The following is a 25,889-nucleotide window of genomic DNA, read 5'->3' as shown; positions in this document are numbered from 1 at the left end:
GCCGTTACCACCGATACTTCAGAGTTGCGGTCATGTTGCGGCCCTGGCCGAGATAGCAGAAGCCCTCGTTGCAGACGGTGTCCCGCTCATCGGCAATGTTGCGGATATTGAAGGCCGCCGTCAGGCCTTCGTATTTCTTGTCGACCGCGCCGAAATCATAAGCGGCGGACGCGTCGATGTAGAAGCTCGAGGGGTTCTTCGACGTATTGGCCGTATCCGTCCAGTTCTCGCTAACATAACGGACGCCCGCGCCTACTGACAGACCATGGAAAGGATTGGTTTCCTGGAAGGTATAGTTGGCCCAGAGGCTTGCGACATGCGAGGGCGTCAAGGCTGGCGTATTGCCCTCGTTTACACCGCCTCCCGTCACTTCCGACTGGTTGTAAGTGTAGGCCGCAATAAGATCCCAGCCATCGGCTACCGCCGCCCGGGCTTCAAGTTCGATGCCCTTTCCGGTTACTTCGCCGATCGAGCCATAAGCAAACATCACCGGATCGACCAGTACCGGCTTGTTCTTTTCGACGATGTGATAGGCAACGGCCGACAGGAGAATGTCGGAGCCGGGCGGCTGGTATTTCACACCGAGCTCGTATTGTTCACCCTCTGTCGGCGCCAGGATCTTGCCGGATTGCGAGCGATTGTTCACCGGATCGAACGAGGTGGCATATGAGACGAAGGGAGCAACGCCGTTGTCGAAGAGGTAGAGCGCCCCGGCTTGCCAGGAGAAGGCGTTCTTGTCGACTTCCTCCGAGCTGACCGTGGGCAAGGTCGCATCGCGCGTCTGGTTCACCCAGGTCTGCCGGCCGCCGAGGTTGAAGCGCCAGTTTCCGGCCTCGATCTGGTCCATGGCGTAAATGCCGACCTGCCGCATGTCGGCAACGGAAGCCAAGATACTATAGTCCGGCGTAGCGCCCGAGACTCCATAAGTCGGGTTGGCGATATCGAAGTCGAACGCCGGATCGGCGGCTCCGGCGCCATATCCGAAGCTCGACTGAAGATTGGTGTAGTCGAGCCCGAACAGCATCGTATGGGCAAGCGGGCCTGTATCGAACTTCGCCTCGAGCTGATTGTCGATCTGGAAAACGTTCATTTCGTCCCGGATCGCATTGGTGCCACGATGCGCGACGGTTCCGCTCCAGCCGGTAACGCCGAGATAGCGGGCCTCCAAATCGAGATGCGAGTATCGCAGGTTCTGCCGGAAGGTCAGCCCGTTGTCGAATTCATGCTCGAACTGATAACCGACCTGCTGCTGCTTGACCTTCTGGTAGTCGTAGTCGGGATCGCTCGCCCTGAGCTCGTGGATCTTGCCGTCCAAGGTCGTGATCGCTCCGACGTTGGAGTCGGTTTCGTCCGATTGCGCCAGACCGTATACCGTGAAAGTCGTGCCCTCGTCAGGCTTCCAGCTGAAGGACGGCGCGAGGAAGTAGCGGTCGTCGGCAATGTCGAAATTAGTATCGCCGCGGCGGGCGAGGCCAACGATGCGATAAAGGAAATCGTCGTTGCTTTCGCTGATCGGCCCGCCGAAATCGAACATTCCCTGCAGCCGGTCCTCGGTGCCGTAGCTAATGCCGACTTCGCGGATCGGCTCCTCGGTCGGAAGCTTCGATATCTTGTTGACGAGGCCGCCCGGCGATCCCGCACCATAGAGAACGGAAACCGGGCCCTTGATCACCTCGACGCGCTGCAGCTGATAGGGATCGGTGCGGAACATCCCGTAGTTGATGTAGGGTTGGCGCAGTCCGTCACGAAAGTCCCCGACCGTCGTGACGTTGAAGCCGCGAATGTAAATCTGGTCGAAACGCGGATCGAAGCCGTTCGGCCCCGTCGTCACGCCGGCCGTATAACGCACCGCCTCGATGACGGTCTGTGCGCCGCGTTGCTCGATTTCCTTCTCCGTCGTCACCGAGATCGAACGCGGTGTCTCGACCAGCGGGGTGCTGATCTTGGTCGCGCCCGAGCTGTTCTTGGCCGTGACTGATGTTCGGTCGGTCTTGCTATCTGAGGATGCACCTTGAATGACGATCGGTTCCAGCGCAGTCGCGTTGGCATCTGCGGAGGCGCTCTGGGCAAAGGCCGGCGATATGGCAACGCCGATCAGGAAGATCGCTGTCGAGGCAAATAAGGTCTCTCTATAAATTTCTGGTAGATTATTAGAAACGTTCAAAAAAACACGCGGCATTGCTTGGTCCCTGCGTCACGGATGCGGGCGGAACCTATGGAGCGAAATTGACCTTGTCAACATAATATGATTGTTTTTGTCATCTTTATCCGATCATCTGTCCGTGTACGCTATTCCCGAACAGGTTGCACGCTGCCTCGATACTGGAAAGTCCCGAAGGACGTGGTCCAATCCAAGAGCAGGCGCACGGAACTTCTGCGAGTGAGGTCGGGACGGGTCAGCTATCAGAGTTTGAGTGCCTGCAGACGAGATCGTCAGTGGAACTGTCCATGGCTTTTCGACCGGGTAGGTCGCGTTTCCTATCCATCGCGGAGCGCGGTATAACCTTATTCAACTCGAAGTAACGAACGAAACAACGCGGCCTTGGGATACCCCAATTCGATATCAATCATGGCAAGGAGTAGAGTTTTCTGTTGAGGCAGATAAAAAATCTGGTTTACTGCCACTCGCTTGTTGGCTTTGAGGGGGAAATTGGCCGATGGTGTGGACTCGCAGGAGTATTGTGCTTGGTGGATTGGCGTTGCTTGGGACCGGCGCCGTCCGAAAACCGGCAGTCGCGGCGGCATCTTCTTATTTCGGTGGCACGGCCGTCGACAGCGGCGTGACATTTCGCAGCACCAATTTCGCGAAGATCGACAAGCGGTGGCACCGCCAGGTGGTCAAATATTTCAGCAGCGAGCCGATCGGCACCGTTGTCGTCGATACAAGGCATCATTTTCTCTACCTGATCATGGAGAACAAGACCGCCATCCGCTACGGCGTGGGGGTCGGCCGCGAGGGCTTTAAATGGTTCGGTCGCGCCACGATCGACGCTAAATCGCTTTGGCCACGCTGGACGCCGCCGCCGGAAATGCGCAAGCGCCATCCCGAACTGCCGGAGTTCGTCGCGGGTGGCTCACCGAAGAATCCGCTCGGCCCCCGCGCCATGTATCTGCATCGCGACGGCGTCGACACCGGCTATAGGTTCCACGGCACACTGGAGCCATGGAGCATCGGCAAGGATGCCTCCAGCGGCTGTATCCGCATGTTCAACGAAGACGCCATCGATCTTTACCAGCGCTGCCCCATTGGCACTGCTGTACAGGTTCTGCCGCATATTGCCGACCAGGCGGGCAATGCGGAGCTGAGCCAGGCAACCCCGGTCGAATGAGGAAATCACCCCGATGTCTGCTATAACAGGCTATACGAAGCGCCTTGTCGGCGCGGCCATGCTCTTGGCGCTCGCCGCCTGCTCGACCACCGAGGTCGCCTCCCTGGAAGAGCCGGCTGCTGTGCCGATGACCGGTCAGACCAACGACCCCGCGCCCGGTTTCGAGAACGTCGCGGCTGGCAGCGAGGAGGATTTCATTCTCAATGTCGGCCGACGGATCTACTTCAAGCAGGACTCCGCCGCGCTCGATTCCGTCGCCATGGCAACCTTGGATAACCAGGCGGCATGGCTCAACCAGAACCCAACCTGGCTGCTCAAGCTGCAAGGGTTTGCAGACGATTCCGGTTCCGCCTCCCAAATGCAGACGCTCTCACAGAAACGTGCCGATGCGGCGATGGCCTATCTTGCCTCGAAAGGCGTAGACCCCAAGCGAATGTGGGCCAAGGGCTACGGCAATGACCGCGAAGTCCGCGACTGCACAGAGCGCTCCTGCAAGGTGCAGAACCGGCGCGTCGTCACCAATCTGCGCACCCAGCCAGATGCGGTCTGATTGCAGGGTGGGCCTGCGTCTTTTCAGGGCCTGCAACAAAAGCCGGGCAAGGGCCGGCCATACGGCGCAGGCCCTTGTTCACGTGAAGGCCCTGTTCAGGACCGCGCTTCAGAGACCGCGGTCACGCTTCGGAGCTTGCCTAGCGACTTCGAAAATAGATGCTTATCCGCACTTTTCGCGCTGCTTCCGCGTCGTTTCCTGATCTCAACGATGAACGGCTTTATCCGGGACTTCATGGAGAAGCTCTCCTTAAGCCACCTGACGCTCGGCTTCAATCTGAAGAGGCGCCTGCTGAAAGGAGCCCTCTCCGATGGCGATCTTGCGCGGTTTCATGGCCTCGGGAACTTCACGCTTCAGCGCAATCGAGAGAATACCATTCGTCAGCGAGGCATTCTCGACCCTGACGTGATCGGCGAGTTCGAAGCGGCGTTCAAATGCGCGCCCGGCGATGCCGCGATGCAGATATTCGCCTTCCTGCCCTTCCGCCTTCTGCCCCTTCACCAGAAGGACATTCCGCTCCTGGGTGATGTCGAGGTCGCCTTCGGCGAAACCGGCGACCGCCATCTGAATGCGATAGTCGTCTTCGCCCGTCTTGACGATGTCATAGGGCGGCCAGGAATCGATCGCCTGCAGGCGCTGCGCATTGTTCAGGAGATTGAAGACACGGTCGAAGCCGATGCTGGACCGATAAAGGGGGGCGAAGTCAAGTTCGTTTCTCATAGCCATATCCTCCGTAAAGCAACATGGGGTGGAGACGCGTCGGAAACCTGCGTCTCCGCTCTGATCATCGGCCCGCTTTTGCGCTGCCGACGGAAATGATCTGGTTTCGCACGATTTTCGATTCAAGAGGAGAGTCCAAAAATTTTGGGCTGCTTTATCCGACAGGCTGGAAAGCCTTTTGTGCGCTGTTTTCATTCACCTAATTCGACTGACGCCGGCCATTTCCACAAGTATCATGCGGGAGACGGCGGCAGCACGTAACCGGCTGGCGACGGCAGGTCGATCACGGATCTTATGTCCGCGGCATTTGCCGCCAGAACCAGCTGATAACCACCCGGTTCGGCCCGGAAGGCGCCGACCTCGATATCGAAGTAGGCCAAATCGCGCGGCATAATCTTCATGACGGCCGTGCCGGTTTCGCCCGGTTGCAGCGAGAGCTTTGCGAAGGCGCGCAGTTCCTTGTCCGGCCGTTCCACTTTCGTTCTCGGCGAGCGCACATAGAGCTGGACCAGCTCCGAGCCGGGACGGTCGCCTGTATTGGTGACGTCGACGCTGACGGTTATGCCTTCGGGACCCATTTGTCGGGCCGAGAGCTGCGGTTCGCTCCAGCGGAAACTCGTATAGCCGAGGCCGAAGCCGAAGGGGAAGAGAGGTTCGATTTCGCGCGTATCGTGATGGCGGTAGCCGACGAAGATGCCTTCGGCATAGCGCACATGCCCGTCCTTGCCGGGATAGACGGCGGGATCGCCCGTGATGGCGGAATTGTCGGTCAGCACCTTCGGGAAGGTTTGCGGCAGGCGGCCGCCGGGCTCGACATCGCCGAACAACACGTCGGCGACGGCGTTGCCGAGTTCCTGGCCGGGATACCACATCTGCAGGACGGCGCGGACCTTGCCGAGCCAGGGCATCTCGATGGGACCGCCGGTCTGCAGCACGACCACGGTGTTGGCGTTGGCAGCAGCAGCCTTCTCGATCAGTTCCTCCTGCCGGCCCGGCAGCCGCATGTCGGGCAGATCAAGCCCTTCCGTGTCCCACTCCCCATCGCGGCCGACGAAGACAAGCGCCACATCGGCATTACGGGCCGTTTCGACGGCGCCCTCGATATCGGCCTCGCCGAGCGGTTTTTCGACGCCGAACCGGACGGCAATGAGATTGATGCCCTCCTCGCTCGCCGTGGACGGCTCATACTCGACGATGACCTCATAGGACCGGCCGGCTTCGAGGGTCATCGTGCCCCGCTGTTCGTCATTGGCGGTGCCGAAATAATTCTCGCCGCGCGTCCAACCGTCATGGCCTTCGACCGTCAACCGGCGATCGACAAAGAGCCGCGCAAGGCCGGCATTGGTCATGCCGAAAACATGTTCGCCGCTCTCCTCCGGCGCGAACTGCATCGTCATCCGGGCCGAGAAATCGGCCGGATCGAGTTCGCCGGCCGGCAACTCGAACCAGAAGAACTCGCCCTTGTCGACGGTCTCGACGTGAAGGGGATCGCCCTTGCAGCCGCGCCCCGTGAAATATTCGACCTTGATCTTACCCTTGAACACGTCGATCAGGCGGTTGTGGCGGCATCCGACGGCGTGGCTGATGCTGTTGGCATTGGAAAGAGCAGCGCGAATGCCTTCGAGCGGGCTCACCGTATAATGCGCCGCGATCTGCGCGCTGCCGCCGCCCATGACACGGGCGCTCGCGGCATTCGGCCCAATGACGGCGATCCGGTCGAGCGAGGTCTTGGCAAGCGGCAGGATGCCGTCATTCTTGAGGAGGACCGCGCCTTCGGCGCCGAGACGCCGGATCAGCGCCCGGTCTTCCGGCAGATCGATTGCCCGCTCCGTGAGATCCGGTGCACCCTCGAACGCGCCGACTCGCTCGAGCAGCAGCAGGATCCGCCGCGCCGCCGCCCTCACCGTCGCAGCCTCGACCTTGCCCTCATGCACGGCGGCAACGAGTTTCTCGCCGCGATCGCGCGCCGGCCCCGGCATTTCAAGATCGAGGCCGGCATTGATCGTCTCGGCGGTGGAGTGCGAGCCGAACCAATCGGACATGACGATGCCGTCGAAGCCCCATTCCTGGCGCAGCACCTTGGTCAGCAGCCAATGGTGTTCGCTCGTATAGGTGCCGTTCAAGCGGTTATAGGAGGACATGACGGCCAGGACGCCGGCGCGGCGGACGGCCTGCTCGAAGGGCGGCAGATAGATTTCGCGCAGTGTCCGCTCGTCGATGTCGGAAGACATTGTCTGCCGCTCGATCTCCGATTCATTGCCGGCGAAATGCTTGATCGTCGCTGCGACCCCCTCGCCTTGCACGCCCGCGATATAGGCGACGGCCAGCTCGGCTGTCAGCATCGGATCTTCGGAATAACATTCGAAATTTCGGCCGTTGAGCCCGGAGCGATGGATGTTCACCGTCGGTGCGAGCAGCACGGCGGCACCCTTGCTCTTTGCTTGGCGCGCCAGCGCCACGCCCATCTGCTTGACGAGATCGGGATTCCAGGTGGCGCCGAGTGCAATGCCGACAGGAAAGCAGGTCGCCTTGACGCCGGCAACCAGCGAGCCCGCACCACGCGCTCCATTCGGTCCGTCCGTCACCTTGATCTTCGGCACGCCTAAGCGCTCGATGGGAACAGTCGTCCAGAAATCGGCGCCTGATAGAAGGGCGACCTGCTCCTCGAGAGTCATCTTGTCGAGTATGGAATCGATCATGCGAACCTCCCTTGAGTGAAGTCAGACGTTTCGGACGGACCCACCATGGTCACTTCCATCATTAAACCTACCGATTACTCGGTATTTTTAAGATGTCAACCTGTGGAGCCTGATGTATGGTTGGGGCGGCCCGGAAACTCGATGGCGGTGTGACAGAGGTGAATCAGGAGACGATGGCAGGACAACAGACGGGACAGGAAGAGAAAAGACGGCGCCGGTCCCGCAAGGGAGAGGAGCGTCGCGCGGAAATCCTGACAGCGGCGATGCGGCGTTTTGCCGAGGACGGCTATCAGAATGCCGCGATCGCGGATATTGCCGGTGATGTCGGCCTGTCACTGCCCGGCTTGCTGCACCACTTCCCGACCAAGGTCGATCTGCTGCTCGCCGTCCTCGCCAAGCGCGACGTCGAAAGCGCGGATTTCATCGGACATTATCGTTCCGGTCTTCGCGGCCTGCTCACGGGCATGGTCGACGTCTTCCGTCGCAACGCTGAAATGATCGAGGTCGTTCGAGCCTTCGCCATTCTTAATGCCGAGAGCCTGATGAAGGACCACCCCGCCAAAGCGTGGTTTCTCGATCGCGCCATCCAGATGGAGAATGACATCGCTGCAACATTCGAGCAAGCCATCGCCGACGGCTCGATCGACAACGGGATCGACGGCAGAGTCATGGCAGCCGAACTGATCGCCGTGATGGACGGCCTGCAGATGCTTTGGCTGCGCGATCCCGATCGCTTCGATATGGTGGGCGGCCTGGAAGCCTATGTCGGTCGCCTGCTGGCGAGGCTCGGTGTGGAGGGCTGAGCTTCAGCCTGCTAGTTGGCCGCGGAGGAGTCTCATGACTCGTCTGCATCGAAGCGGCTCAGCCAGGCGATGATGAGTTTTTACCGCTTCGTGATACCTTTGCCCGACCAGCAGTCCCGTATGCGTCGCTCCCCAAAGGCCGTGCACAGCCCTGCGAACTTCTCGCGTTCCGCCAATTTCTGGCTGAGGATTCCTCCCGTGTCCGACGGAGGTCGGAAACTATTTTCCGTCGAGCCATTCCTGCAATTCCGCCTCCGCCCGTTCCAAAGCGCTGTAGTTCAGCAGTTTGCGCAGGAAAGCGATCGTAACGGCGCGGGCGCGCAGATTGAAGCGGCCGTCCTCGTGGTCATCGCCGGCCGTCTGATAGACGTCGAGTTTGTCGTAGAGCTGCTGCAGGCGGTTCTGCACGCTGCGCAGCGACAGGTTCCGGCGTTTGGCAATGGCCCGGTCGGTCAGGCCGAGGGCTATGTCGACGAGGATCTCGTATTCGGAATCGGTGAAGCCGTTGGTCTGACCGAGGCTCTTCTGCTGCAGGCCCCGCACCTCGCGGTCGATGACGCATTGGCTCTCGATGAAGATCGAGCGCAGCGCAAGCTTCAGCCGCTCGTCGGAGGCGGATTTCAGCACGTAGCCGTAGGCTGCGCCATCCGGAACGATGCGCGAGACGCCGCGCACATAAGCCTCGTCCGAATAATTCGACCAGAACAGGATGCGGGTCTCCGGCCGCTCCTTCCAGATCGTCCGCGCCGCCTCGATGCCATTGCGGCTCGCCATCTGCAGATCCATGACGATATGCGCCGACTTGTGGTCGCGCGCGAGCTTTTCACCGACGGTTCCGTTCTCCGCCTCGATCACCGTATCGCACTCCGGCAGGGCAGCGTTGACAGCTTCGTGCAAATAGGACCGGTGCAGCGGGTCGTCCTCGACAATCAGAACCTTCATCGTGTCTTTCTCCTCAGTCTGGCTCGCCCCCTGGGGCGTTCGGCGCCAAGGGCAGCACGACGCGCACCGCGGTCCCGCGATTGTTTTGACCGGGGCCGGTCGTGAAGCGCGCCGAGATCAGCCGTGCGCGCGTCTTCATATTGTCGATGCCGCCACCGATGCGCCCCCGCGCCTTGGCGAGCCCGGTGCCGTCGTCGGAGATTTCGATCGACAGCTGTTCGTCGTTGGCTTCGAGCCGCACCATGATCGCCAGCGGCGCGGCATGGCGCACGGCATTGTTGATTGCCTCCTGCGCTATGCGAAACAAGGCGACGCTGACGGTCGGCTCCAGCCTTTCCAGCGCGCCGTTCGTCTCATCGACAAGGCCCCATTCGATGCCCGAGCCGGTGTCGCGGGTCGATCGGTCGAGATGATGTTCGATCGCCTGGGCGAGGCCGAACAGCTGGAGCACGGAAGGTTTTGCCTGCTCGATGATCTGCCGCAGATCCTGCATGCAATGCTGCAGGGATCGTGAAACGGGTTCGAGCGCCTCGGGCGTCACCTCGCCGTTGCGCGACAGCCGATCGATCCGGCGGGCAAGCCGCGTCAGGTCGGCGAGCGTCTGGTCGTGAAGGTCCATGCCGATCCGCTGGCGTTCCTGCTCCAGCGCTTCCGTCAGCTTCAGCGCACCTTGGCGCAACCCTTCCTCGCGAGCACGCGCCTCTGCCTCGACGATAGCCGAGCGTTGCGCCTGCTCGGCTGCCTGCAGCGCGAAGAAATAGGGCGTCAGCAGGTCGGCGATGATGCGGGCGCGCTCGACGTCTTCCATCGTATAGACGCCCGCTCGGTGAGACGAACAGGAAAGTGCTGCAATGATCGTCCCCTGCACCTTCATCGGCACATGCAGCCGGCTCCTCAGCGATTGCTCGACGATCGGCCGCTTGAACGCGCCCTCGAAATGGAAGCGCGGATCTTTCATGGCGTCGTCCGAGAGCAGAAATTCGACCTCACCTCTCAGGAGCGAACGGATAGGGCTGTTGACGACAGGCGCGCCGGCAATCTCGCCCCAGGCGGTCTCGATGCCCGTCTCATAGGCCGTGTGATAGTTGCCGCCTTCGAGCAGCACGCAGACATCGAGATGGTCGTGCGGGATGATGTGGGCGACCTCGGCCGCGACGGAACGGATGGCCGAGCGGAAGTCGAGCTGACCCGCGAGCAGCCGGGAGATGCCGAGATAGTGTTCGAACAGGGCTGCCGGTGCAAGATGCAGCATTGTCAGTTCCTCCCCGTCACGACAGGCTCCTCAACCCGCGTGATCATTCCCAGTAAGCGCCCGCGGATGGGCTGCCGTCTTGCGTAAACCCGCAGCTTATTGCGCAAAACCCGCAAACGAGTTGCCGCCTTGCCCCTGTACAGGCCGGCCGATCTACCGCATCCTGCCCTTACTGAGAGGAGGAAGCTCAGTGCAAGAACAATTTTCACTCAGGCCCGGCTCTGCCGGCAGCAGTGAAGCGATCCGCCGACCGGCGCGATCATGAGGGAGGAAGACATGACAATCCGTAAGATGCTTCTGGCATCGGCCGCTATTGCTTGCGCCGCCATGCCCGTTTCCGCCTTTGCCGACACGTCGGCCAAGAAGATCGCTCTTTCCAACAATTACGCCGGGAACTCCTGGCGCCAAGCCATGCTGACAAGCTGGAGCAAGGTGACGGGCGAAGCCGTAAAGGCCGGCGTGGTTGCCGCAGCTGATCCTTTCACCACGGCCGAGAACCAGGCGACCGAACAGGCGGCGCAGATCCAGAACATGATCCTGCAGGGTTATGACGCAATCGTGTTGAATGCCGCCTCGCCGACTGCGCTGAACGGCGCGGTCAAGGAAGCTTGCGACGCGGGCATAACGGTCGTCTCGTTCGACGGCATCGTGACCGAACCCTGCGCCTGGCGCATCGCCGTCGACTTCAAGGAAATGGGCCGAAGCGAGGTAGAGTACTTGTCGAAGAAGCTGCCGCAGGGTGGCAATCTGCTCGAGATCCGCGGTCTTGCCGGCGTCTTCGTCGACGACGAGATCTCGGCCGGCATCCATGAGGGCGTCAAGCAGTTCCCGCAGTTCAAGATTGTCGGCTCCGTTCACGGAGACTGGGCGCAAGACGTCGCGCAGAAGGCCGTCGCCGGCATCCTGCCGAGCCTGCCCGAGATCGTTGGCGTGGTAACGCAGGGCGGCGATGGTTATGGGGCAGCACAGGCGATTGCCGCGACCGACCGGAAGATGCCGATCATTATCATGGGCAACCGCGAAGATGAGTTGAAGTGGTGGAAGGAGCAGAAGGACGCGAAGGGCTACGAGACCATGTCCGTATCGATCGCGCCCGGTGTCTCCACGCTCGCCTTCTGGGTCGCCCAACAGATCCTTGACGGCAAGCAGGTCAAGAAGGACCTCGTCGTGCCCTTCCTGCGCATCGACCAAGACAACCTCGAAACGAACCTTGCCAACACCCAGGCCGGCGGCGTGGCCAATGTGGAATACACACAGGCAGACGCGATCAAGGTCATCGAGTCGGCAAAATAACTCTCCCGGCGATTGCTGCGCGGGCCGCAAATGGCCGCGCAGCAGTCCCTCCGAGCAGGTGTGGCGGACAGCATGAATGAGGTTTTGAAGGCGGTGATCGCCGTCGATGGCGCCAAGGTGAGCTTCGGGGCCGTTAGGGCGCTTGACGGCGTCACGCTCCGCGTCATGCCGGGCGAGTGCGTCGGACTCGTCGGGCACAACGGAGCCGGCAAATCCACGATCGTCAGCGTCATCAATGGCGGCCTTACGCCCCATGAAGGAATTGTGTCGGGCGACGGCGAGCGGCTGGACCGTTACGGCATCAACGCTGCGCGATCGCGCGGCGTGCGCTGCGTCTTCCAGGAGCTTTCGCTCTGTCCCAACCTCTCCATCGTCGAGAATACGCGCATCATGCACCGCGATCTCGGGGGCTTCGGCTGGCGCAGGCGCGCCGCGAAAGTCATCGAAAAGAGCCTCGATACGGTCTTTCCCGGGCATGGCATCGACAGCGGCCAAGCCATAGGAGACCTTTCGATCGCCGAGCGGCAGATGGTCGAGATCGCGATGGCCTTTTCCGACGCCGGCGTTGCGCCGCGGCTGGTGATCCTCGACGAACCCACTTCCTCGCTGGACGCGAGCCTCGCCCGCCAGATGCTCGACCATGTCCGCCGTTTCGTCGCGGGCGGCGGCTCGGTCATCTTCATCTCGCATATCCTGCACGAGATCCTCGAAACCTCAGACCGCATCGTCGTCATGAAGGACGGCCGCGTCGTTGCCGAACGCCCGGCGCGCGGCTTCGACCATCATGGCCTGGTCGAGGCCATGGGCACCGTTGCGAAGGAGGAGACGGGCCAGCGCCCTGCGCGCGAGCAATCCACCGCTCCGCTCGTTCTGTCCCATCAGACGGCAGGCCGTCCCTTTTCAGCCCGCAAGGGCGAGATCATTGGATTGGCGGGGCTGGCCGGTCATGGGCAGACCGAGCTCCTGCTTGCCCTGCATGCCGCCCAGTCAGGCAACTGGCTGCCTGAGCGCGACCCGCTGGTCACTTTCGTGGCCGGCGACCGCCGCCTCAACGGCGTCTTCGAACTCTGGAGCATCCTGCGCAATTTCTCGGTCGCTTCGCTGGGTGACCTCTCGCGACGCGGCCTCATTCTCGCTGATAAAGAGGAGACCAAAGGCGCCGACTGGAAGCGGCGGATCGAAATCCGCACCCCCGACATGGCAAACGGCATATTGTCGCTTTCCGGCGGCAACCAGCAGAAGGTGCTCTTTGCCCGCGCACTTGCGACACGCGCGCCCGTCGTCCTGATGGATGATCCGATGCGCGGCGTCGATGTCGGAACCAAGCAAGAGGTCTACGCCATCATCCGCGATGAAGCTTCGCGCGGCCGCACCTTCATCTGGTATTCGACTGAAATGGACGAGGTGCGTCTCTGCGACCGTGTCTACGTCTTCCGTGAACGCCGCATCACGGCCGAACTCGCCGGCGACGCCGTCAACGAGAGCAATATCATCGCCGCCTCCTTCGAAGGGGTCGCCGCATGACGTTCCGGCTTTCGTCCGACGCCATGCGTCTTGCCATTCCCGCCCTATCGCTGACGCTGCTGCTCGCCGCTGTCTTCTGGCTGCAGCCGCGCGCCATGAGCTATGTCGGGCTGAACCTGCTGTTCAACCTGGCTGTGCCGATCGCGCTCGCGACGATAGCCCAGATGCTTGTCATGGCGGTGAACGATCTCGATCTCTCGATGGGCACGTTTGTCAGCTTCGTTGCCTGCGTGAGCGCGACCTTTCTGCGCGACGATCCTGTAATCGGCGTCCTGGTCCTGGCGGTGGCGATCGCAACCTATGCCGCCCTCGGTGTCGTCATCCATCTGCGCAATTTGCCCTCTATTGTGGTCACTCTCGGCATGAGCTTCGTCTGGGGCGGCCTGGCCGTGCTGCTGCTTCCGGCGCCGGGCGGGCAGGCGCCGGACTGGGTGCGCTGGCTGATGACCGTCAAGCCGCCGCTGGCGCCGATGGCGATCGTCGCCAGCATCGTCATCGCCGCCGTCGCCCATCTTCTCGTCATGCGGTCCTCGCTCGGCGTGCTGATCCGCGGCATCGGCGGCAACCAGCGTTCGGTGGAGCGCGCCGGCTGGTCGATCGTCGCGGCTCGCGCCGCCGCCTACGGTCTGGCGGGTTTGTTCGCCGTGCTAGCCGGCATCGCCCTTGTCGGCCTGACGACGTCTGCCGATGCCAATATCGCGCTGCGCTATACGCTCCTGTCGATCGCCGGCGTGATCCTCGGCGGCGGCGAATTCATAGGCGGGCGCGTTTCCCCTGTCGGCGCGGTCATCGGCGCGCTGACGCTGACGCTTGCCGGCTCGTTCCTGTCCTTCCTGCGCATCTCGCCCGACTGGCAGATCGGAGCCCAGGGCGCGATCCTGATCATCGTGCTCGCGCTTCGCCTGATGCTGAACCGCCTGGAGAAACGGGAGAAACGCCGCCGATGACTCCTCTCCTCAGGCTTTTCGGCAAACCCTGGATCTGGTCATGGTTTGCCGCCTTCATCGTCTGGTTCCTGACGGTCATGGTGACACTCGGCGCCAGCACGCTCGGCCTGTCGCAGGCCGCGCTCACCTTCGCGGCCTTCTCGGTGATCGTCGGCATCGGCCAGATGTTCGTCATCACGCTCGGTCCCGGCAATATCGATCTGTCGGTTCCCGCCACGATGACGCTTGCCGGCACGGTGGCGCTGAAGCTGATGAACGTCGAAAACGGGCTGATTCTCCCCGGGCTTCTTCTCGCGATCCTCATCGGCCTCGTCGTCGGCCTCGGCAATTATGCACTCATCAAGGCGCTGCGCATTCCGCCGATCATCGCAACACTCTCCATGAGCTTCATCGTGCAGTCCGCGGCGATCTGGACGAACCGGGGCTTACGCATCAAACCGCCCAGCATGCTTGCGGAATTCACCACCTCGAATACGCTCGGCGTCCCGAACGTGGCGATCGTCGCGCTCCTCATCTCGCTACTAGCCTGGTTCCTGCTCGAGAAGACGATCTACGGGCGCTGGATCTCGGCAATCGGCCAGAGCATGCCGGCCGCGCGCATGGCCGGCATCCCGGTCGACGGCACGCGCTTCGTCACCTACCTCTTCTGCGCCGTGCTCGCATCCCTCGCGGGCTATCTGCTCGCCTGCTTCTCCGGCGGTGCGGCGCTCAATATGGGCTCGGAATATCTGCTGACGTCGATCGCCGTCGTCGTGATCGGCGGCACGGCGGTCGCCGGCGGCGATTCCAACGTCCCGGGCATCTGGGGCGCGTCGCTCTTCATGTTCCTTGTCGTTTCCATGCTCAATACCTATGGGCTCGGCGCGGGCATCCGCCTCATCATGACCGGCCTCATCATCATCAGCGTCATTATGCTCGCAGGCGGTCGCCGGACCGGCATGCGATAATCAGGAAGACCGCCATGGCCGAGGGCAGCATCTATGAAATTCACGACCCGCGCTTCCGTCAGTTGATCGTGACGAGCGCCGGCCTCGACGAACTCTATTCCGGTTGCCGCTGGGCGGAAGGCCCCGTCTGGTTCAACGACGCGAACCAGCTTCTGTGGAGCGACATTCCCAATCAGCGCGTGCTGCGATGGACGCCCGAGGGCGGCGTCTCCGTTTACCGACAGCCATCCAACTTCACCAACGGCCACACGCGAGACCGGCAGGGCCGGCTCATCTCCTGCGAACATGGCGGGCGCCGCGTCACGCGCACCGAGATCGACGGCTCGATCACCGTGCTCGCCGACCGCTTCGAGGGTGCACGGCTCAACTCGCCGAACGACGTGGTGGTGAAATCGGATGGCACGATCTGGTTCACCGATCCCACTTACGGCATCATGTCGAATTACGAAGGCTATCAGGCCGAGCCGGAGCAGGCGACACGCAACGTCTACCGGCTCGATCCGGAAACCGGCGAGCTTGCTGCCGTCATCACGGATTTCATCCAGCCGAACGGCATCGCCTTCTCACCTGATGAGACGATCCTCTACGTCGCGGATTCGGCAGCAAGCCACGACGAAAGCCTGCCGCGTCACATCCGCGCCTTCGACGTGGTCGATGGCGGCAGGCTTGTGAACGGCCGCGTCTTCTGCCTCATCGACAACGGCATCCCGGACGGTATCCGCACTGACGTGAAGGGAAACCTCTGGTCCAGTGCCGGCGATGGCGTGCACTGCTTCGATCCGGCAGGCAAGCTGATCGGCAAGATCCGCGTACCTCAGACCGTCGCAAACCTCGCCTTCGGCGGCCCCGGACGCAACCGTCTGTTCATCGCCGCAACGCGCTCGCTCTATTCTGTCTACGTTGCCGCGACCGGCGCCCAAAGACCGTGAGCCGGTGATCGCCGCGTTCAAGGGAGCGAAACTGGCGTTGGAAGCTGACCTTCACATGGCCCGGCTGAGTCGCTGCCGGTCTAATTTGAGATGCTGCGGATAGGACAGATTGGATGTTGCCTGCTGTTTTCGATTGAGATCGAAAAAGGTCATTCCGTTTGCTCACCGGTTATGCGGAGTCGTCGGGGCCTTGCCGGTGAACGCCGCCGCATCTAAGCGGCGGCGCGTCATCTCGTGACTCGGGCATCAGGCCCTTTCAAGCTTCCAGGTGCGGATCTCGAATGGCATGATGTCGGCGGGCCCCTTACGGTCCATCGGCTCTTCGAGAATGGTCAGCGGCTCCGATGCTGTCCACCCGGAGGCAAGGCCGATGGAAAGGCGGCCGCGGCGGCCGGCGGGCTCGTACAGGCGCAGGATCAGGCCCTCGCCCTCCTCCGCGGTCTTGAGGCCGGAGAAGGCGACGGGAATACCGTCGACGGCGAGCGGCGCGAAGGTGCCGGCGGAGAGGCCGCTGGCTTCCGCCGTTATAAGCGGCTGGTTGAGATCGATCGCCTCGTCGAGGACGCCGCCTTCATACCAGGCGCCGTCATGCGGCATCAAGGCATAGGTGAAGCTCTGCTCGCCTTCGTCGGCCAGTGGATCGGGATAGATCGGCCCGCGCACCAGGCTCATGCCGATCAAATTGCCGCGAGCGCTGTGGCCATATTTGGCATTGTTGAGAAGCGCCACGCCGAACCCCGGCTCGCTGATATCGACGAAACGATGAGCGACGGCTTCGAACATGGCCTGTTCCCAGGACGTATTCGTATGCGTTGCCCGCTCGACCACGCCGAAAGCGCATTCGAAGGTCGCCTTCCGCGCCTGGACATCGACCGGGTTCAGGGTCCGCAGCAGCGTGCGGCGGTCGCGCCAGTCGATCGTCGTCTCGATGTCCAGCCGTTTGGCATGGGCGCTGAGCACGTATGTCTGCGTGACGCTCGAGTTGCGATAGCGGTGGACGACGCGTATCGCCGCACGGTGCGGACCGTTTTCGACCAGGCTGATGCTTTCGGGCGCATCGAGACGGACGGCCTTTTCGGCATAATCGGCGTCGATATCCCAGGCATCCCAGTTGCGCGGTTTGTCGGCCGGATAGACCCAGAGCTGGTTGGCGGAGCCATCGACCGCCTCGCGGCCGGTCGCCTTATGGATGAGGCTGGCAACAGCCCCATCCCTGCCGATGACGACCGAGAGATGATCGTTTTCGAGACGGTCGGCGCTGGCCTTCAGCCCGCCCGCCGGTTTCAGCGCCTGCCTGTCGAAGACTGCGATCGACAAGGGGGCGACGATGTCAGCGCTCGAGATCACCGCGCCATCGGCAAGTGTCGCGCTTACCGGCCGGGGCGCAAGCGACGGATTGACGACGATCAGCGCGTCGGTGACCCCGCCCTTCGGCAGATTGGCCGACAGCGCCTGCAATGCCTTCGCCTGCTCGGCCTTTGCGTGGTCGATAACGCCGCCGAGCTCCTGCTCCGCATCCTGATAAACTTCGCGGATGCTGGAACCGGGCAGGATATCGTGGAACTCGTTCTTCAGCACCACGCGCCAAGCCGTCTCGAGGCTTCGCGGCTTTTCGCCGCCGAGCATATGGGCGAGCGAAGCGAGCGTTTCGGCGGTGATCAGCGCGCGTTCGGCCTGGCGGTGCTTGCGTTTGACGCCGCTTTGCGTCGTCAGCGTCGCGCGGTGCAGTTCGAGATAGATCTCGCCGTCCCAGACGGGAAGGTGCTTTTCCCTAGCAGTTTGGTGCGCCTCTTCGTAGAAGCCCTTGACAGTGCCCCAGCGCGCCTGCGGAATGGCGGGAAAATCGCGCAGCTGCACTTCGCGCTCGACCATCTCGGGTGTGACGCCGCCGCCACCGTCGCCGTAACCGACGGCGAGAAGCGAGGCGTGATGCTGCACCTTGCCGCGGAAATTCTTCCATGTCGGCAGGTAGCAATCGGCCTGCACGAAGCCGTTATAGCCCTGCATCGGATTGTCGAAGGTGTGGGTCAGCACCTGGCTGCCGTCGAGGCCCTTCCACCAGAAGAGATCGGAGGGAATGTGGTTGGTCTCGCTCCAATTGACCTTGATGGTGAAGAAGCTGTCGATGCCGCCCTGTCTCAGGATCTGCGGCAGCGCGCCTGAGAAGCCGAAGCAGTCCGGCAACCAGCAGACGGTATGGCGCGCGCCGAAAGTCTTTTCGAAGTAACGCTGGCCGTAGAGCACCTGGCGAACGAGGCTTTCGCCTGTGGGCATATTGGTGTCGGGCTCGACCCACATGCCGCCGACCGTTTCCCACTTTCCTTCCGCGACCTTCTTCTTGATGCGCTCGAGAAGCTCGGGATCTTCCTCTTCCATCTGCGCGTAATAATGGGCGGTCGACTGGTTGAAGCGAAAATCCTGCGAGCGCTCCATCAGCGACAGCGCCGTGTTGAAGGTGCGCCGCATCTTCCGCCGCGTCTCGCGGTAGGGCCAGAGCCAGGCGAGATCGATATGGGCGTGGCCGGTCAAAACCAGTTCGCCGTTCGGAGGGAAGCGCTTCTGCAATTCCTTCAGCCGCGCCGTCAGACCCGCGAAGGCAGCGGCCGCCAAAGCGCTCTGCTCGTCGGAGAGGCCCGCCGGACCGGATACAAGCTCCGGCAGCTCCCAGATCTTCTGCTGCATGACAGCGCTTGAGGTGCGGGAGATGTAGGCTGCGGTATCCGATGGCCAATCGAGGCTGCGCAGGGCCTGCTCCGCAGCATCCATCATATGCGGCACGACCTCGTGTTCGCCCAGCACGCCGATGGCCTCGGAGACCTGCTGCAACAGAAGATGCAGACGATGCGCCGGGCCGTCGAGCCAAATCAGCCGAGCCTTGTTGAGCCGAGGCGCCCGATTCGGCTCGCCGAAGGGAAAACGAGCGACGCTTTCCGTTGCAATCGAGAAGCGATGGCCCTTCACCGGAAATTCCTGGTGATAGGGATCGAGGCCGAATGTCTCGCTTTCACCACCGGGATAGCTAAGCGTGATCAGGCTCTCGCCGCCGAGATCGAGCTGCAGGCGGATATCCTTGAGCGGCCAGCCCTGCGGTGCCTCGGCGCGCGCGGCAAAATGCACCGCACCCTCACGATGCGGCCAATCCTGCTGATGGCCAATCGGCTCACCCTCGAAGGTCCACCCGTTGATCGGGACACTCTGCCGGTCCCGCCAGTGCGCGAGCTCAGCTATGCGGACCTTGAGGCGATCGAGGCGTTGGGCGATGGTGAGCGGCATGGCTTATCCTGTTGAGAATCAGCGGAGAAAGATCCGGAATCATGGCGTTGGGAGATGAGAATGGTGCTACGGAGAGATTGCCGGCCCCTCCTCCCAGTGGGCCTGCTGAGACTTAGATTAAGTAACTTTGATTTCACGTCAAGCCCGATCAACAGGCTTACCCCTGTTGACGCTGTAGTGAAGCTCGATTAGATCTTCCAACATGTTTGCCTTCACGCGCCGGATGTCCCTCTAGATTGAGGCCATCAAACCGAATCTCGACCTTTTTAATTAAAATGGGGCACGGCTTCAGGGCGTCGAAAGCCAGAGCCTCAGAATCTCTGACACGTCCGGCAGAGGGCAAGCTCGCACCTCGTGGCCGAACCGATAATATGGTCGCGACGGCTCGTCGTATTAGATCGAACTTGTCGACCACGCAGTCTGTCGAGCTCATTGCGCCGACGGAGTTTCACTGCAACACTTGTCAGGACGAAGTCGTTACGTCGTCCTTGCCAGTGCTTTCGAGACGATTGTGACGCGGTATCAGCAGGCCGACCTTCAGCAGCAGCCCGACAATGCCAGTGATTCCGTTGAGCCCATGCATCCATGCCGGAAGCTCCGGCACCAGCCAGACAAGCAGCACCGGCAGAAGAAAGCTGGCGAAGCCCGGAAGGATGTGCCAACTAAGCGATCTGTCTGCCTATTTTCATGTGCCTCCGGACAGAAATTGATGGCGAGATTGTCCGCAAACCGAAGGGTCAGTTGGGATTGCTTCATCCCAGGCTAGATGTGGTTGAGCAAATTATCCAAGACTGGCCCGAGTCTTGCGTGTCCCTCTTTATGAAACCTCTGGGCACGAACAATTCGCAGGCGGTCACGGACGTGACATGGCGTCGTCTTTTCGGCGCTTTGACGAAGGACGGACAGGCACTTAACCTGCAGATTCGACGCATGATCGTCCATGCGATCGAAACGGGCATGCTCAGCAAGAATACGCGTCTGCCGTCCACACGCCAGCTTGCCAGCCTTCTCGGGATTGCGCGCAATACCGTCACGACTGCCTATCAATCGCTCATCGACGAAGGCTTTCTGGTCTCACGAGAGCGCAGCGGCATCTTTGTCGCGGCCGGCGGCAACGGTCGGATCAAGGCACGACATCAGGCTGATGCAGTGGACGACTGGTCGTCGCGCTTCGCGATCAAACCATCGGGTCTTCGGCAGATTTGCAAGCCGCGCAACTGGCTCGACTACGCCTACCCTTTCCTATTTGGCCAATACGATCCCGCCCTGTTCCCGACCAATAATTGGCGCGAGGCGGTGCGGGCAGCTTCCAGCGTGAAGGAAATACAGGGCTGGGCCGGCGACATGATCGACGATGACGACCCCGACCTTGTGGAGCAGTTGCAAGTGCAGGTGCTACCGAGGCGCGGCATCTTCGCCGGCAAAGGCGAGATCATCGTCACGATTGGCTCGCAGCAGGCTTTGTCGATGCTTGTCCAGCTGCTCGTCGGCCCGACCACGGCAGTCGGCATAGAGGATCCGGGCTATCCCGACGTCCGCAATATGGTGAGCCTCGCTACAAGGAACATCGTTGGCCTGACGCTCGATCGCCATGGCGTGTTGCCGGACGACGATTTTGTCAGCCGTGACGTCACCTTTCTCACTGTCAGCCACCAATGCCCCACAACCGCCGTCATGCCGCTCGATCGACGCCAACAATTGCTACAGATTGCCAGCCGCGAGAACGTCGTGATTGTCGAGGATGACTATGAGGCGGATCTGTCCATTGAGAGCGATGGAGACATCCCGTCCCTCAAGAGCCTGGATGCGGAAGGACGGGTCATCTATGTCGGCAGCTTCTCCAAGGTGCTGGCTCCAGGGCTGCGTGTCGGCTACATTGTCGCCCCGCCGCCGGTCATCAGCGAACTCAGGGTTTTGCGCCGTCTGATGTTGCGTCACCCCCCGACCAATAACCAGCGCGCACTCGCCAATTTCATCGCGCTCGGCCACTATCGACAACATCTTGGCCGAACCGGCGCCGTGATGCTTGAGAGGGCAAACCTGATTGCCGATCGGCTTCCCGATCTGGTGCCGTCATGCAGGATCATCCGGGGGCAGGGTGCGACAAGCTTCTGGATAGAGGGCCCCCCCGGCTTCGACGGCCGGCAGTTGATGGATTTGGCGCGCCAGTCCGGAGTATTGGTCGAGGCGGGCGACATCTTCTTTGCTGATCCTCTCGCAGGGCGTCGATATCTCCGGCTCGGCTTCGGCTCGATTGCGACCCATCGGATTGAGGCAGGGCTCTTCAGGCTGGCAAAACTTATCGAGAAGTCTGTCGAGAGATCCGGCACAGGGTTGCGCGACCATGGCAGACAGCCGGGCTGTCATCCGGCTATTTTGGTCTGATGCCGGGTCCAGATCGGACATTCCATGGAGCCAGAGACGCTTTGGCCGGGCGCATGCACTGTGACCTATGCTAAGTGATGCCATCCTTTAATCGGAGGCAATCATGAATTCCCTCGTTCAACCCAACGACATCCGTGACGTCATCGAAGCCGATCGCGCGCATGTCTGGCACCATCTGACGCAGCACAAGACGTTCGAAACCGTCGATCCCCGCATCTTCGTCGAGGGACGCGGCATGCGGGTCTGGGATGCCACGGGCAAGGAATATCTCGATGCGGTATCGGGCGGCGTCTGGACGGTGAATGTCGGCTTCGGCCGCGAGAGCATCGCCAACGCCGTGCGCGACCAGTTGGTCAAGCTCAACTACTTTGCGAATTCAGCCGGCTCCATTCCCGGCGCGCTCTTTGCGCGGAAGCTCATTGACAAGATGCCCGGCATGAGCCGCGTCTACTATTCGAATTCCGGATCGGAAGCGAACGAGAAGGTCTTCAAGATGGTGCGGCAGATCGCACACCGTCATTATGGCGGTCAGAAATACAAGATCCTCTACAGGGAACGCGACTATCACGGCACGACGATCGGAACGCTTGCTGCAGCAGGGCAGCCGGAACGGCGCGAGCAGTACGGACCTATGCCGTCTGGCTTCGTGGAAGTGCCGCACTGCCTCGAGTATCGCGGCCAGTACGGCGACATTGCGAATTACGGCGAACGGGCGGCACAGGCGATCGAGGACGTCATTCTCCGGGAGGGACCGGAAACGATTGGCGCGCTGTGTCTCGAGCCGATCACGGCCGGTGGTGGCGTCATCGTTCCCCCCGCCGGCTATTGGGAAACGGTGCAGGACATCTGCCGGCGCTACGATATCTTACTTCACATCGACGAGGTCGTCTGCGGCGTCGGCCGCACCGGCAAGTGGTTCGGTTACCAGAATTTTGGCATCGAGCCGGATTTCGTAACCATGGCAAAAGGCGTGGCATCCGGCTACGCGGCCATCTCTTGCACCGTTACCAACGAAAAAGTCTTCAACCTCTTTAAGGACGATCCCTCCGATCCCCTTTCCTTCTTTCGCGACATCTCGACCTTTGGGGGTTGTGTGGCTGGCCCGGCTGCCGCGCTTGAGAACATGCGGATCATCGAGGACGAGAATCTTCTCGAAAACACCACGCTTATGGGTGAGCGCCTCCGCGCCAACCTGTGGGAGCTGCAGACGCGCCATGAGGTCATAGGCGACGTTCGAGGCGCAGGCCTGTTCTGTGGTGCCGAGCTTGTGAGCAACAGACAAACAAAAGAACCTGTTGAGGAAAAGCAGGTGCAAGCCGTCGTCGCAGCCTGCCTGGCGAATGGTGTCATCATCGGCGCCACCAACCGGTCGCTGCCGGGATTGAACAACACGTTGTGCTTCAGCCCGGCCCTGATCGCCTCGGCCAGCGATATCGACGAGGTTACCGGTGCGGTCGATACGGCGCTGACCAAAGTTTTCGGCTGATCGACACAACAACGAGATGAGGGCTACGCCGATCATGCCGTGGCCTTCATCGTTCCGGTTGGGCAGTCGTTTCGCGATGGATCTGGAATGGCGCCCAGGATTGGCTGACCGGCATGATCTCGATGCTGTTGATGTTGACATGCGCCGGCAGTGAAGCGACCCAGTAGACGGTCTCGGCGATGTCTTTTGGCTGGAGCGGACTGGCGCCCTGGTAAAGCTTGTCGTATGCCGCCTTGTCGCCGCCGGTGCGCACCAGTGTGAATTCGCTTTCGGATAGTCCCGGTTCGATCGACGTCACGCGAACGCCGCGGCTGGAAAGATCGCTACGTAGGCCAAGGGAAAACTGTCGGACGAACGCCTTGGTGCCCCCATAGACATTGCCGCCGGGATAAGGCCAGTTCGACGCGATCGAGGCCAGGTTCACGACGAGGCCACGCCGTGCGATCAGACCGTCGAGCATTAACCGCGTAATAGTGACCAGACCGTTGATATTGGTGTCGATCATCGTTCGCCACTCGGCGAGGTCGCAGGTGTCCGCGGTGCCGGTGCCGAGCGCCAGGCCGGCATTGTTGACAAGCGCGTCCACGCCCTGAAACACGGGGGGCAGTGATGCAAGCGCCTGGCGCGTCGCCTCTTCGTCACGAATGTCGAAACACAACCCATACGCCTGTGCTGCACCGCCCAGTTCCGCCACAAGTTCATCAAGCCGGTCCTTACGCCGTCCCGTCACGATGACGCTCCATCCCTCAGCAACGAAGCGTCGGGCAATGGACTGCCCGAATCCGGACGTGGCACCGGTCACCAGCGCTATTTGGGGCATTTTTGAATTCCTTCCGACGATCAGGTTGAGATGAGAGCGAAAACAGCTTGCGCAAGACCGGCCAGGGCAATTGCGACCAGGCCGCCGGATGCTATCCGATGCCATATATTAGGCCGAAGCCACCGGGACAGCAGATAACCGGCGCCAAAGCCGCCCAGGGTCACAGGAACATAGGAAACGAGGAGCCCGGGCAACTGTGGATCAACCCCGCCGATGAGCAAGCGGCTTGCAAGGCTGACCAAATCGATCACGCCGAAGAATACGGCCAGCGTGCCGCGGACGTGGGAGCGCTGCGTACCACCGGCGAGAAGCCAAGCAGCCGCAAGCGGCCCGCCGACCGCAAAGGCCGAAAGAAGTAGGCCAACTGCGAAACCGAACGCAAGTCCAAGGGCGCGGCCTGCCAGCCATCTCGGAGGATTGCGAATTAAGGCGACGCTGGCAGCCAGCATTACGAAAGCTGCGACAAATATACGGGCGGTGGATGCATCCAGGTACGCGGCAAGCCAACCGCCGGACAGCGCTCCGCAAAAGCCCGACACCAGAAGGATGCGTGTGGCGTTCCAATCCACGCTTCCTCCCTTGCGGTCGCCAAGGGTACATGCAGTCAGCACGAGATCGTTGAACAGGATGAACGGCACGCTGACGCTGGGCGCAATCAATGCGTTGGTCAATCCAAGGGCGGCAACCATCGCATAACCAAAGCCGGTAATGCCGCGAAACGCGCCCGCCACAAATGTCATGGCTGCAATCGCCAATATCTCCATCAAGCCTCCAGCATCAGCTCGCGCCTGATCTGCTTCTAGAATCTGCGTTCTGCCTAATGGCAGAGCCAGACCCGCACATCTGGGGTGCCAGTTAGAGTTCTTCGCACCCTCACTGGTCCAGATGGCGGGAGAGATGGCTGCAACTGGCTCTTTCGGCACAATGCTTGCTTCCGTCTTAATGGGTCCGTCTTCCCGATCCTCTCAAGGAGTGAGCTTCCATGAACCGCCTCAGCAAAGCCTTTGCATCCCTTGCCGTGACGTGCAGCGCCGTTTTAGGAATCTCGTTCGGGGCGGCGGCTCAGGACAAGAGCGTTACCTTCGCCTACCAGGACATGATGACGCCCATCCGCGTCCTGATGGAATCCGGCAAGTTGGAATCCGAAACCGGCTACAAGATCAAGTGGGTCAAGTTCGGCGGCGGCGGCGACGTTATCCGCGCCATGTCCTCCGGTGACGTTGATATTGGGGAAGCGGGCTCCTCGCCTGTCGCTGCTGCCGCCTCGCAAGGTCTGCCGATCAAGCTCTTCTGGATCCTCGACGACATTGCCAACGCAGAACAGCTCGTCGCGCGCAATGGCAGCGGCATCAAGACGATTTCCGACCTGAAGGGCAAGACGGTCGCCGTTCCGTTCGTCTCAACGTCGCACTACCAGCTGATGTACGCGCTTTCCGAAGCCGGCCTGTCAAGCAAGGACGTCAAGCTGCTCAACATGCGTCCGCCGGAAATTGCGGCCGCATGGGAACGCGGTGATGTGGACGCCACCTTCATCTGGGCGCCGGTTCTCGATGTTGCCAAGAAAAGCGGCACTGTCATTGCCAGCGCCGGGGATTTCGCCGCCAAGGGCAAGGCGACGTTTGACGGCATCGTCGTCACCGACAAGTTCGCCGCCGCCAACAAGGAGTTCATGACGACCTTCGTCAAGCTGCTTGCGGCGGCCGATGCCGACTATACCGCGAACAAGGCTTCGTGGACGCCGGATTCCAAGCCGGTCGCAGCCGTCGTCAAATGGACCGGAGCGAACGCAGCGGACGTTCCCGCAGGCATGGCCGCCTACAAGTTCCCGACGCTCGACGAACAGGCTTCCGCCGATTGGCTGGGCGGCGGCGCGGCCAAGGCGCTACAGTCGACGGCCGAGTTCCTGAAGGAGCAGGGCCGCGTGACCGAGCTTGCCCCGGATTATGCCGCCTTCGTCACAGACGAATACGTCAAGGCTGCCAAGTAAGCC

The 25,889-nt window shown here is 61.5% G+C and carries 19 protein-coding genes and 1 pseudogene; 11 read left to right on the top strand and 9 right to left on the bottom strand.

Annotated features, from left to right (window positions below; translation table 11 throughout):
* Positions 1 to 4: 4 nt before the first annotated feature.
* Entirely contained in the window at positions 5 to 2,179 is a 2,175-nt protein-coding gene (locus tag J2J98_RS22695; RefSeq protein WP_207603197.1) for a TonB-dependent siderophore receptor, read from the bottom strand.
* 478 nt (positions 2,180 to 2,657) lie between these two features.
* Here J2J98_RS22695 and J2J98_RS22690 point away from each other — a divergent pair, with 478 nt between their 5' ends.
* Together J2J98_RS22690 and J2J98_RS22685 are read left to right on the top strand one after the other, a co-directional pair.
* Positions 2,658 to 3,329: a L,D-transpeptidase gene (locus J2J98_RS22690; protein ID WP_064708503.1), complete on the top strand. Its 672-nt coding sequence runs from the start codon at positions 2,658 to 2,660 to the stop codon at positions 3,327 to 3,329.
* Positions 3,330 to 3,342: 13 nt separating this feature from the next.
* Complete coding sequence (locus J2J98_RS22685) at positions 3,343 to 3,879, top strand: OmpA family protein (RefSeq protein WP_064712310.1); 537 nt, start codon at positions 3,343 to 3,345, stop codon at positions 3,877 to 3,879.
* 249 nt (positions 3,880 to 4,128) lie between these two features.
* On the opposite strand, the gene J2J98_RS22680 is transcribed toward J2J98_RS22685, so the two are convergent.
* Both J2J98_RS22680 and J2J98_RS22675 read right to left on the bottom strand, forming a co-directional pair.
* Entirely contained in the window at positions 4,129 to 4,599 is a 471-nt protein-coding gene (locus tag J2J98_RS22680; RefSeq protein ID WP_138394551.1) for an Hsp20 family protein, read from the bottom strand.
* A 233-nt stretch (positions 4,600 to 4,832) separates the two neighbouring features.
* A complete protein-coding gene (locus J2J98_RS22675) occupies positions 4,833 to 7,298 on the bottom strand; it encodes a glycoside hydrolase family 3 C-terminal domain-containing protein (RefSeq protein ID WP_207603196.1) in 2,466 nt (821 codons plus the stop codon).
* A gap of 173 nt (positions 7,299 to 7,471) precedes the next feature.
* Here J2J98_RS22675 and J2J98_RS22670 point away from each other — a divergent pair, with 173 nt between their 5' ends.
* A complete protein-coding gene (locus J2J98_RS22670) occupies positions 7,472 to 8,101 on the top strand; it encodes a TetR/AcrR family transcriptional regulator (protein ID WP_064712421.1) in 630 nt (209 codons plus the stop codon).
* A gap of 32 nt (positions 8,102 to 8,133) precedes the next feature.
* On the opposite strand, the pseudogene J2J98_RS30785 reads toward J2J98_RS22670, so the two are convergent.
* The 3 genes and pseudogenes from J2J98_RS30785 to J2J98_RS22660 form a co-directional block, all read right to left on the bottom strand.
* Positions 8,134 to 8,242: pseudogene (locus tag J2J98_RS30785) on the bottom strand (alpha/beta hydrolase); the annotation flags it as partial.
* Positions 8,243 to 8,320: 78 nt separating this feature from the next.
* Positions 8,321 to 9,043, bottom strand: coding sequence for a response regulator transcription factor (locus J2J98_RS22665; RefSeq protein ID WP_064708499.1), 723 nt, complete (start codon positions 9,041 to 9,043; stop codon positions 8,321 to 8,323).
* Between the two features lie 13 nt (positions 9,044 to 9,056).
* Entirely contained in the window at positions 9,057 to 10,295 is a 1,239-nt protein-coding gene (locus tag J2J98_RS22660; RefSeq protein WP_207603195.1) for a GAF domain-containing sensor histidine kinase, read from the bottom strand.
* A gap of 276 nt (positions 10,296 to 10,571) precedes the next feature.
* Between J2J98_RS22660 and J2J98_RS22655 the strand changes: the two genes are divergently transcribed.
* The 5 genes from J2J98_RS22655 (at position 10,572) to J2J98_RS22635 (ending at position 15,935) form a co-directional block, all read left to right on the top strand.
* The gene (locus tag J2J98_RS22655) at positions 10,572 to 11,588 is read left to right on the top strand and encodes an ABC transporter substrate-binding protein (RefSeq protein WP_064708497.1); all 1,017 of its coding nucleotides are present in this window, start codon (positions 10,572 to 10,574) and stop codon (positions 11,586 to 11,588) included.
* A 72-nt stretch (positions 11,589 to 11,660) separates the two neighbouring features.
* Positions 11,661 to 13,112 carry a sugar ABC transporter ATP-binding protein gene (locus J2J98_RS22650; protein ID WP_207603194.1) on the top strand — a complete coding sequence of 484 codons (1,452 nt, stop codon included), beginning with the start codon at positions 11,661 to 11,663 and terminating at the stop codon, positions 13,110 to 13,112.
* A complete protein-coding gene (locus J2J98_RS22645; RefSeq protein WP_064712315.1) occupies positions 13,109 to 14,059 on the top strand; it encodes an ABC transporter permease in 951 nt (316 codons plus the stop codon). The genes J2J98_RS22650 and J2J98_RS22645 overlap by 4 nt, the downstream gene beginning before the upstream one ends.
* Complete coding sequence (locus J2J98_RS22640; RefSeq protein WP_207603193.1) at positions 14,056 to 15,006, top strand: ABC transporter permease; 951 nt, start codon at positions 14,056 to 14,058, stop codon at positions 15,004 to 15,006. Before J2J98_RS22645 ends, J2J98_RS22640 begins: the two co-directional genes overlap by 4 nt.
* Before the next feature lie 14 nt (positions 15,007 to 15,020).
* Complete coding sequence (locus J2J98_RS22635) at positions 15,021 to 15,935, top strand: SMP-30/gluconolactonase/LRE family protein (RefSeq protein WP_207603192.1); 915 nt, start codon at positions 15,021 to 15,023, stop codon at positions 15,933 to 15,935.
* A gap of 246 nt (positions 15,936 to 16,181) precedes the next feature.
* Here the strand turns inward: J2J98_RS22635 and J2J98_RS22630 are convergent, their stop codons facing one another.
* Entirely contained in the window at positions 16,182 to 19,208 is a 3,027-nt protein-coding gene (locus tag J2J98_RS22630) for an alpha-mannosidase (RefSeq protein WP_207603191.1), read from the bottom strand.
* 741 nt (positions 19,209 to 19,949) lie between these two features.
* Between J2J98_RS22630 and pdxR the strand changes: the two genes are divergently transcribed.
* The gene (gene pdxR, locus J2J98_RS22625; RefSeq protein WP_246569433.1) at positions 19,950 to 21,593 is read left to right on the top strand and encodes a MocR-like pyridoxine biosynthesis transcription factor PdxR; all 1,644 of its coding nucleotides are present in this window, start codon (positions 19,950 to 19,952) and stop codon (positions 21,591 to 21,593) included.
* A gap of 103 nt (positions 21,594 to 21,696) precedes the next feature.
* Positions 21,697 to 23,079, top strand: a complete 1,383-nt coding sequence (locus tag J2J98_RS22620) for an aminotransferase family protein (RefSeq protein ID WP_207603190.1) — start codon at positions 21,697 to 21,699, stop codon at positions 23,077 to 23,079.
* A 46-nt stretch (positions 23,080 to 23,125) separates the two neighbouring features.
* Here the strand turns inward: J2J98_RS22620 and J2J98_RS22615 are convergent, their stop codons facing one another.
* Positions 23,126 to 23,899 carry an SDR family NAD(P)-dependent oxidoreductase gene (locus J2J98_RS22615; protein ID WP_138394559.1) on the bottom strand — a complete coding sequence of 258 codons (774 nt, stop codon included), beginning with the start codon at positions 23,897 to 23,899 and terminating at the stop codon, positions 23,126 to 23,128.
* A gap of 20 nt (positions 23,900 to 23,919) precedes the next feature.
* A complete protein-coding gene (locus J2J98_RS22610; RefSeq protein WP_207603189.1) occupies positions 23,920 to 24,663 on the bottom strand; it encodes a sulfite exporter TauE/SafE family protein in 744 nt (247 codons plus the stop codon).
* A gap of 218 nt (positions 24,664 to 24,881) precedes the next feature.
* Here J2J98_RS22610 and tauA point away from each other — a divergent pair, with 218 nt between their 5' ends.
* A complete protein-coding gene (gene tauA, locus J2J98_RS22605) occupies positions 24,882 to 25,886 on the top strand; it encodes a taurine ABC transporter substrate-binding protein (RefSeq protein WP_207603188.1) in 1,005 nt (334 codons plus the stop codon).
* Positions 25,887 to 25,889 lie beyond the last annotated feature (3 nt).

Source organism: Rhizobium bangladeshense, from assembly GCF_017357245.1.
GTDB lineage: Bacteria > Pseudomonadota > Alphaproteobacteria > Rhizobiales > Rhizobiaceae > Rhizobium > Rhizobium bangladeshense.
This window is presented reverse-complemented; position numbering and strand designations above follow the sequence as displayed.

Bases quoted from the DNA above. Each gene is read 5' to 3' on its own strand.
- J2J98_RS22695 (WP_207603197.1), bottom strand. From the start codon at position 2,179: ATGCCGCGTGTTTTTTTGAACGTTTCTAATAATCTACCAGAAATTTAT.
- J2J98_RS22690 (WP_064708503.1), top strand. From the start codon at position 2,658: ATGGTGTGGACTCGCAGGAGTATTGTGCTTGGTGGATTGGCGTTGCTT.
- J2J98_RS22685 (WP_064712310.1), top strand. From the start codon at position 3,343: ATGTCTGCTATAACAGGCTATACGAAGCGCCTTGTCGGCGCGGCCATG.
- J2J98_RS22680 (WP_138394551.1), bottom strand. From the start codon at position 4,599: ATGAGAAACGAACTTGACTTCGCCCCCCTTTATCGGTCCAGCATCGGC.
- J2J98_RS22675 (WP_207603196.1), bottom strand. From the start codon at position 7,298: ATGATCGATTCCATACTCGACAAGATGACTCTCGAGGAGCAGGTCGCC.
- J2J98_RS22670 (WP_064712421.1), top strand. From the start codon at position 7,472: ATGGCAGGACAACAGACGGGACAGGAAGAGAAAAGACGGCGCCGGTCC.
- J2J98_RS22665 (WP_064708499.1), bottom strand. From the start codon at position 9,043: ATGAAGGTTCTGATTGTCGAGGACGACCCGCTGCACCGGTCCTATTTG.
- J2J98_RS22660 (WP_207603195.1), bottom strand. From the start codon at position 10,295: ATGCTGCATCTTGCACCGGCAGCCCTGTTCGAACACTATCTCGGCATC.
- J2J98_RS22655 (WP_064708497.1), top strand. From the start codon at position 10,572: ATGACAATCCGTAAGATGCTTCTGGCATCGGCCGCTATTGCTTGCGCC.
- J2J98_RS22650 (WP_207603194.1), top strand. From the start codon at position 11,661: ATGAATGAGGTTTTGAAGGCGGTGATCGCCGTCGATGGCGCCAAGGTG.
- J2J98_RS22645 (WP_064712315.1), top strand. From the start codon at position 13,109: ATGACGTTCCGGCTTTCGTCCGACGCCATGCGTCTTGCCATTCCCGCC.
- J2J98_RS22640 (WP_207603193.1), top strand. From the start codon at position 14,056: ATGACTCCTCTCCTCAGGCTTTTCGGCAAACCCTGGATCTGGTCATGG.
- J2J98_RS22635 (WP_207603192.1), top strand. From the start codon at position 15,021: ATGGCCGAGGGCAGCATCTATGAAATTCACGACCCGCGCTTCCGTCAG.
- J2J98_RS22630 (WP_207603191.1), bottom strand. From the start codon at position 19,208: ATGCCGCTCACCATCGCCCAACGCCTCGATCGCCTCAAGGTCCGCATA.
- J2J98_RS22620 (WP_207603190.1), top strand. From the start codon at position 21,697: ATGAATTCCCTCGTTCAACCCAACGACATCCGTGACGTCATCGAAGCC.
- J2J98_RS22615 (WP_138394559.1), bottom strand. From the start codon at position 23,899: ATGCCCCAAATAGCGCTGGTGACCGGTGCCACGTCCGGATTCGGGCAG.
- J2J98_RS22610 (WP_207603189.1), bottom strand. From the start codon at position 24,663: ATGGAGATATTGGCGATTGCAGCCATGACATTTGTGGCGGGCGCGTTT.
- tauA (WP_207603188.1), top strand. From the start codon at position 24,882: ATGAACCGCCTCAGCAAAGCCTTTGCATCCCTTGCCGTGACGTGCAGC.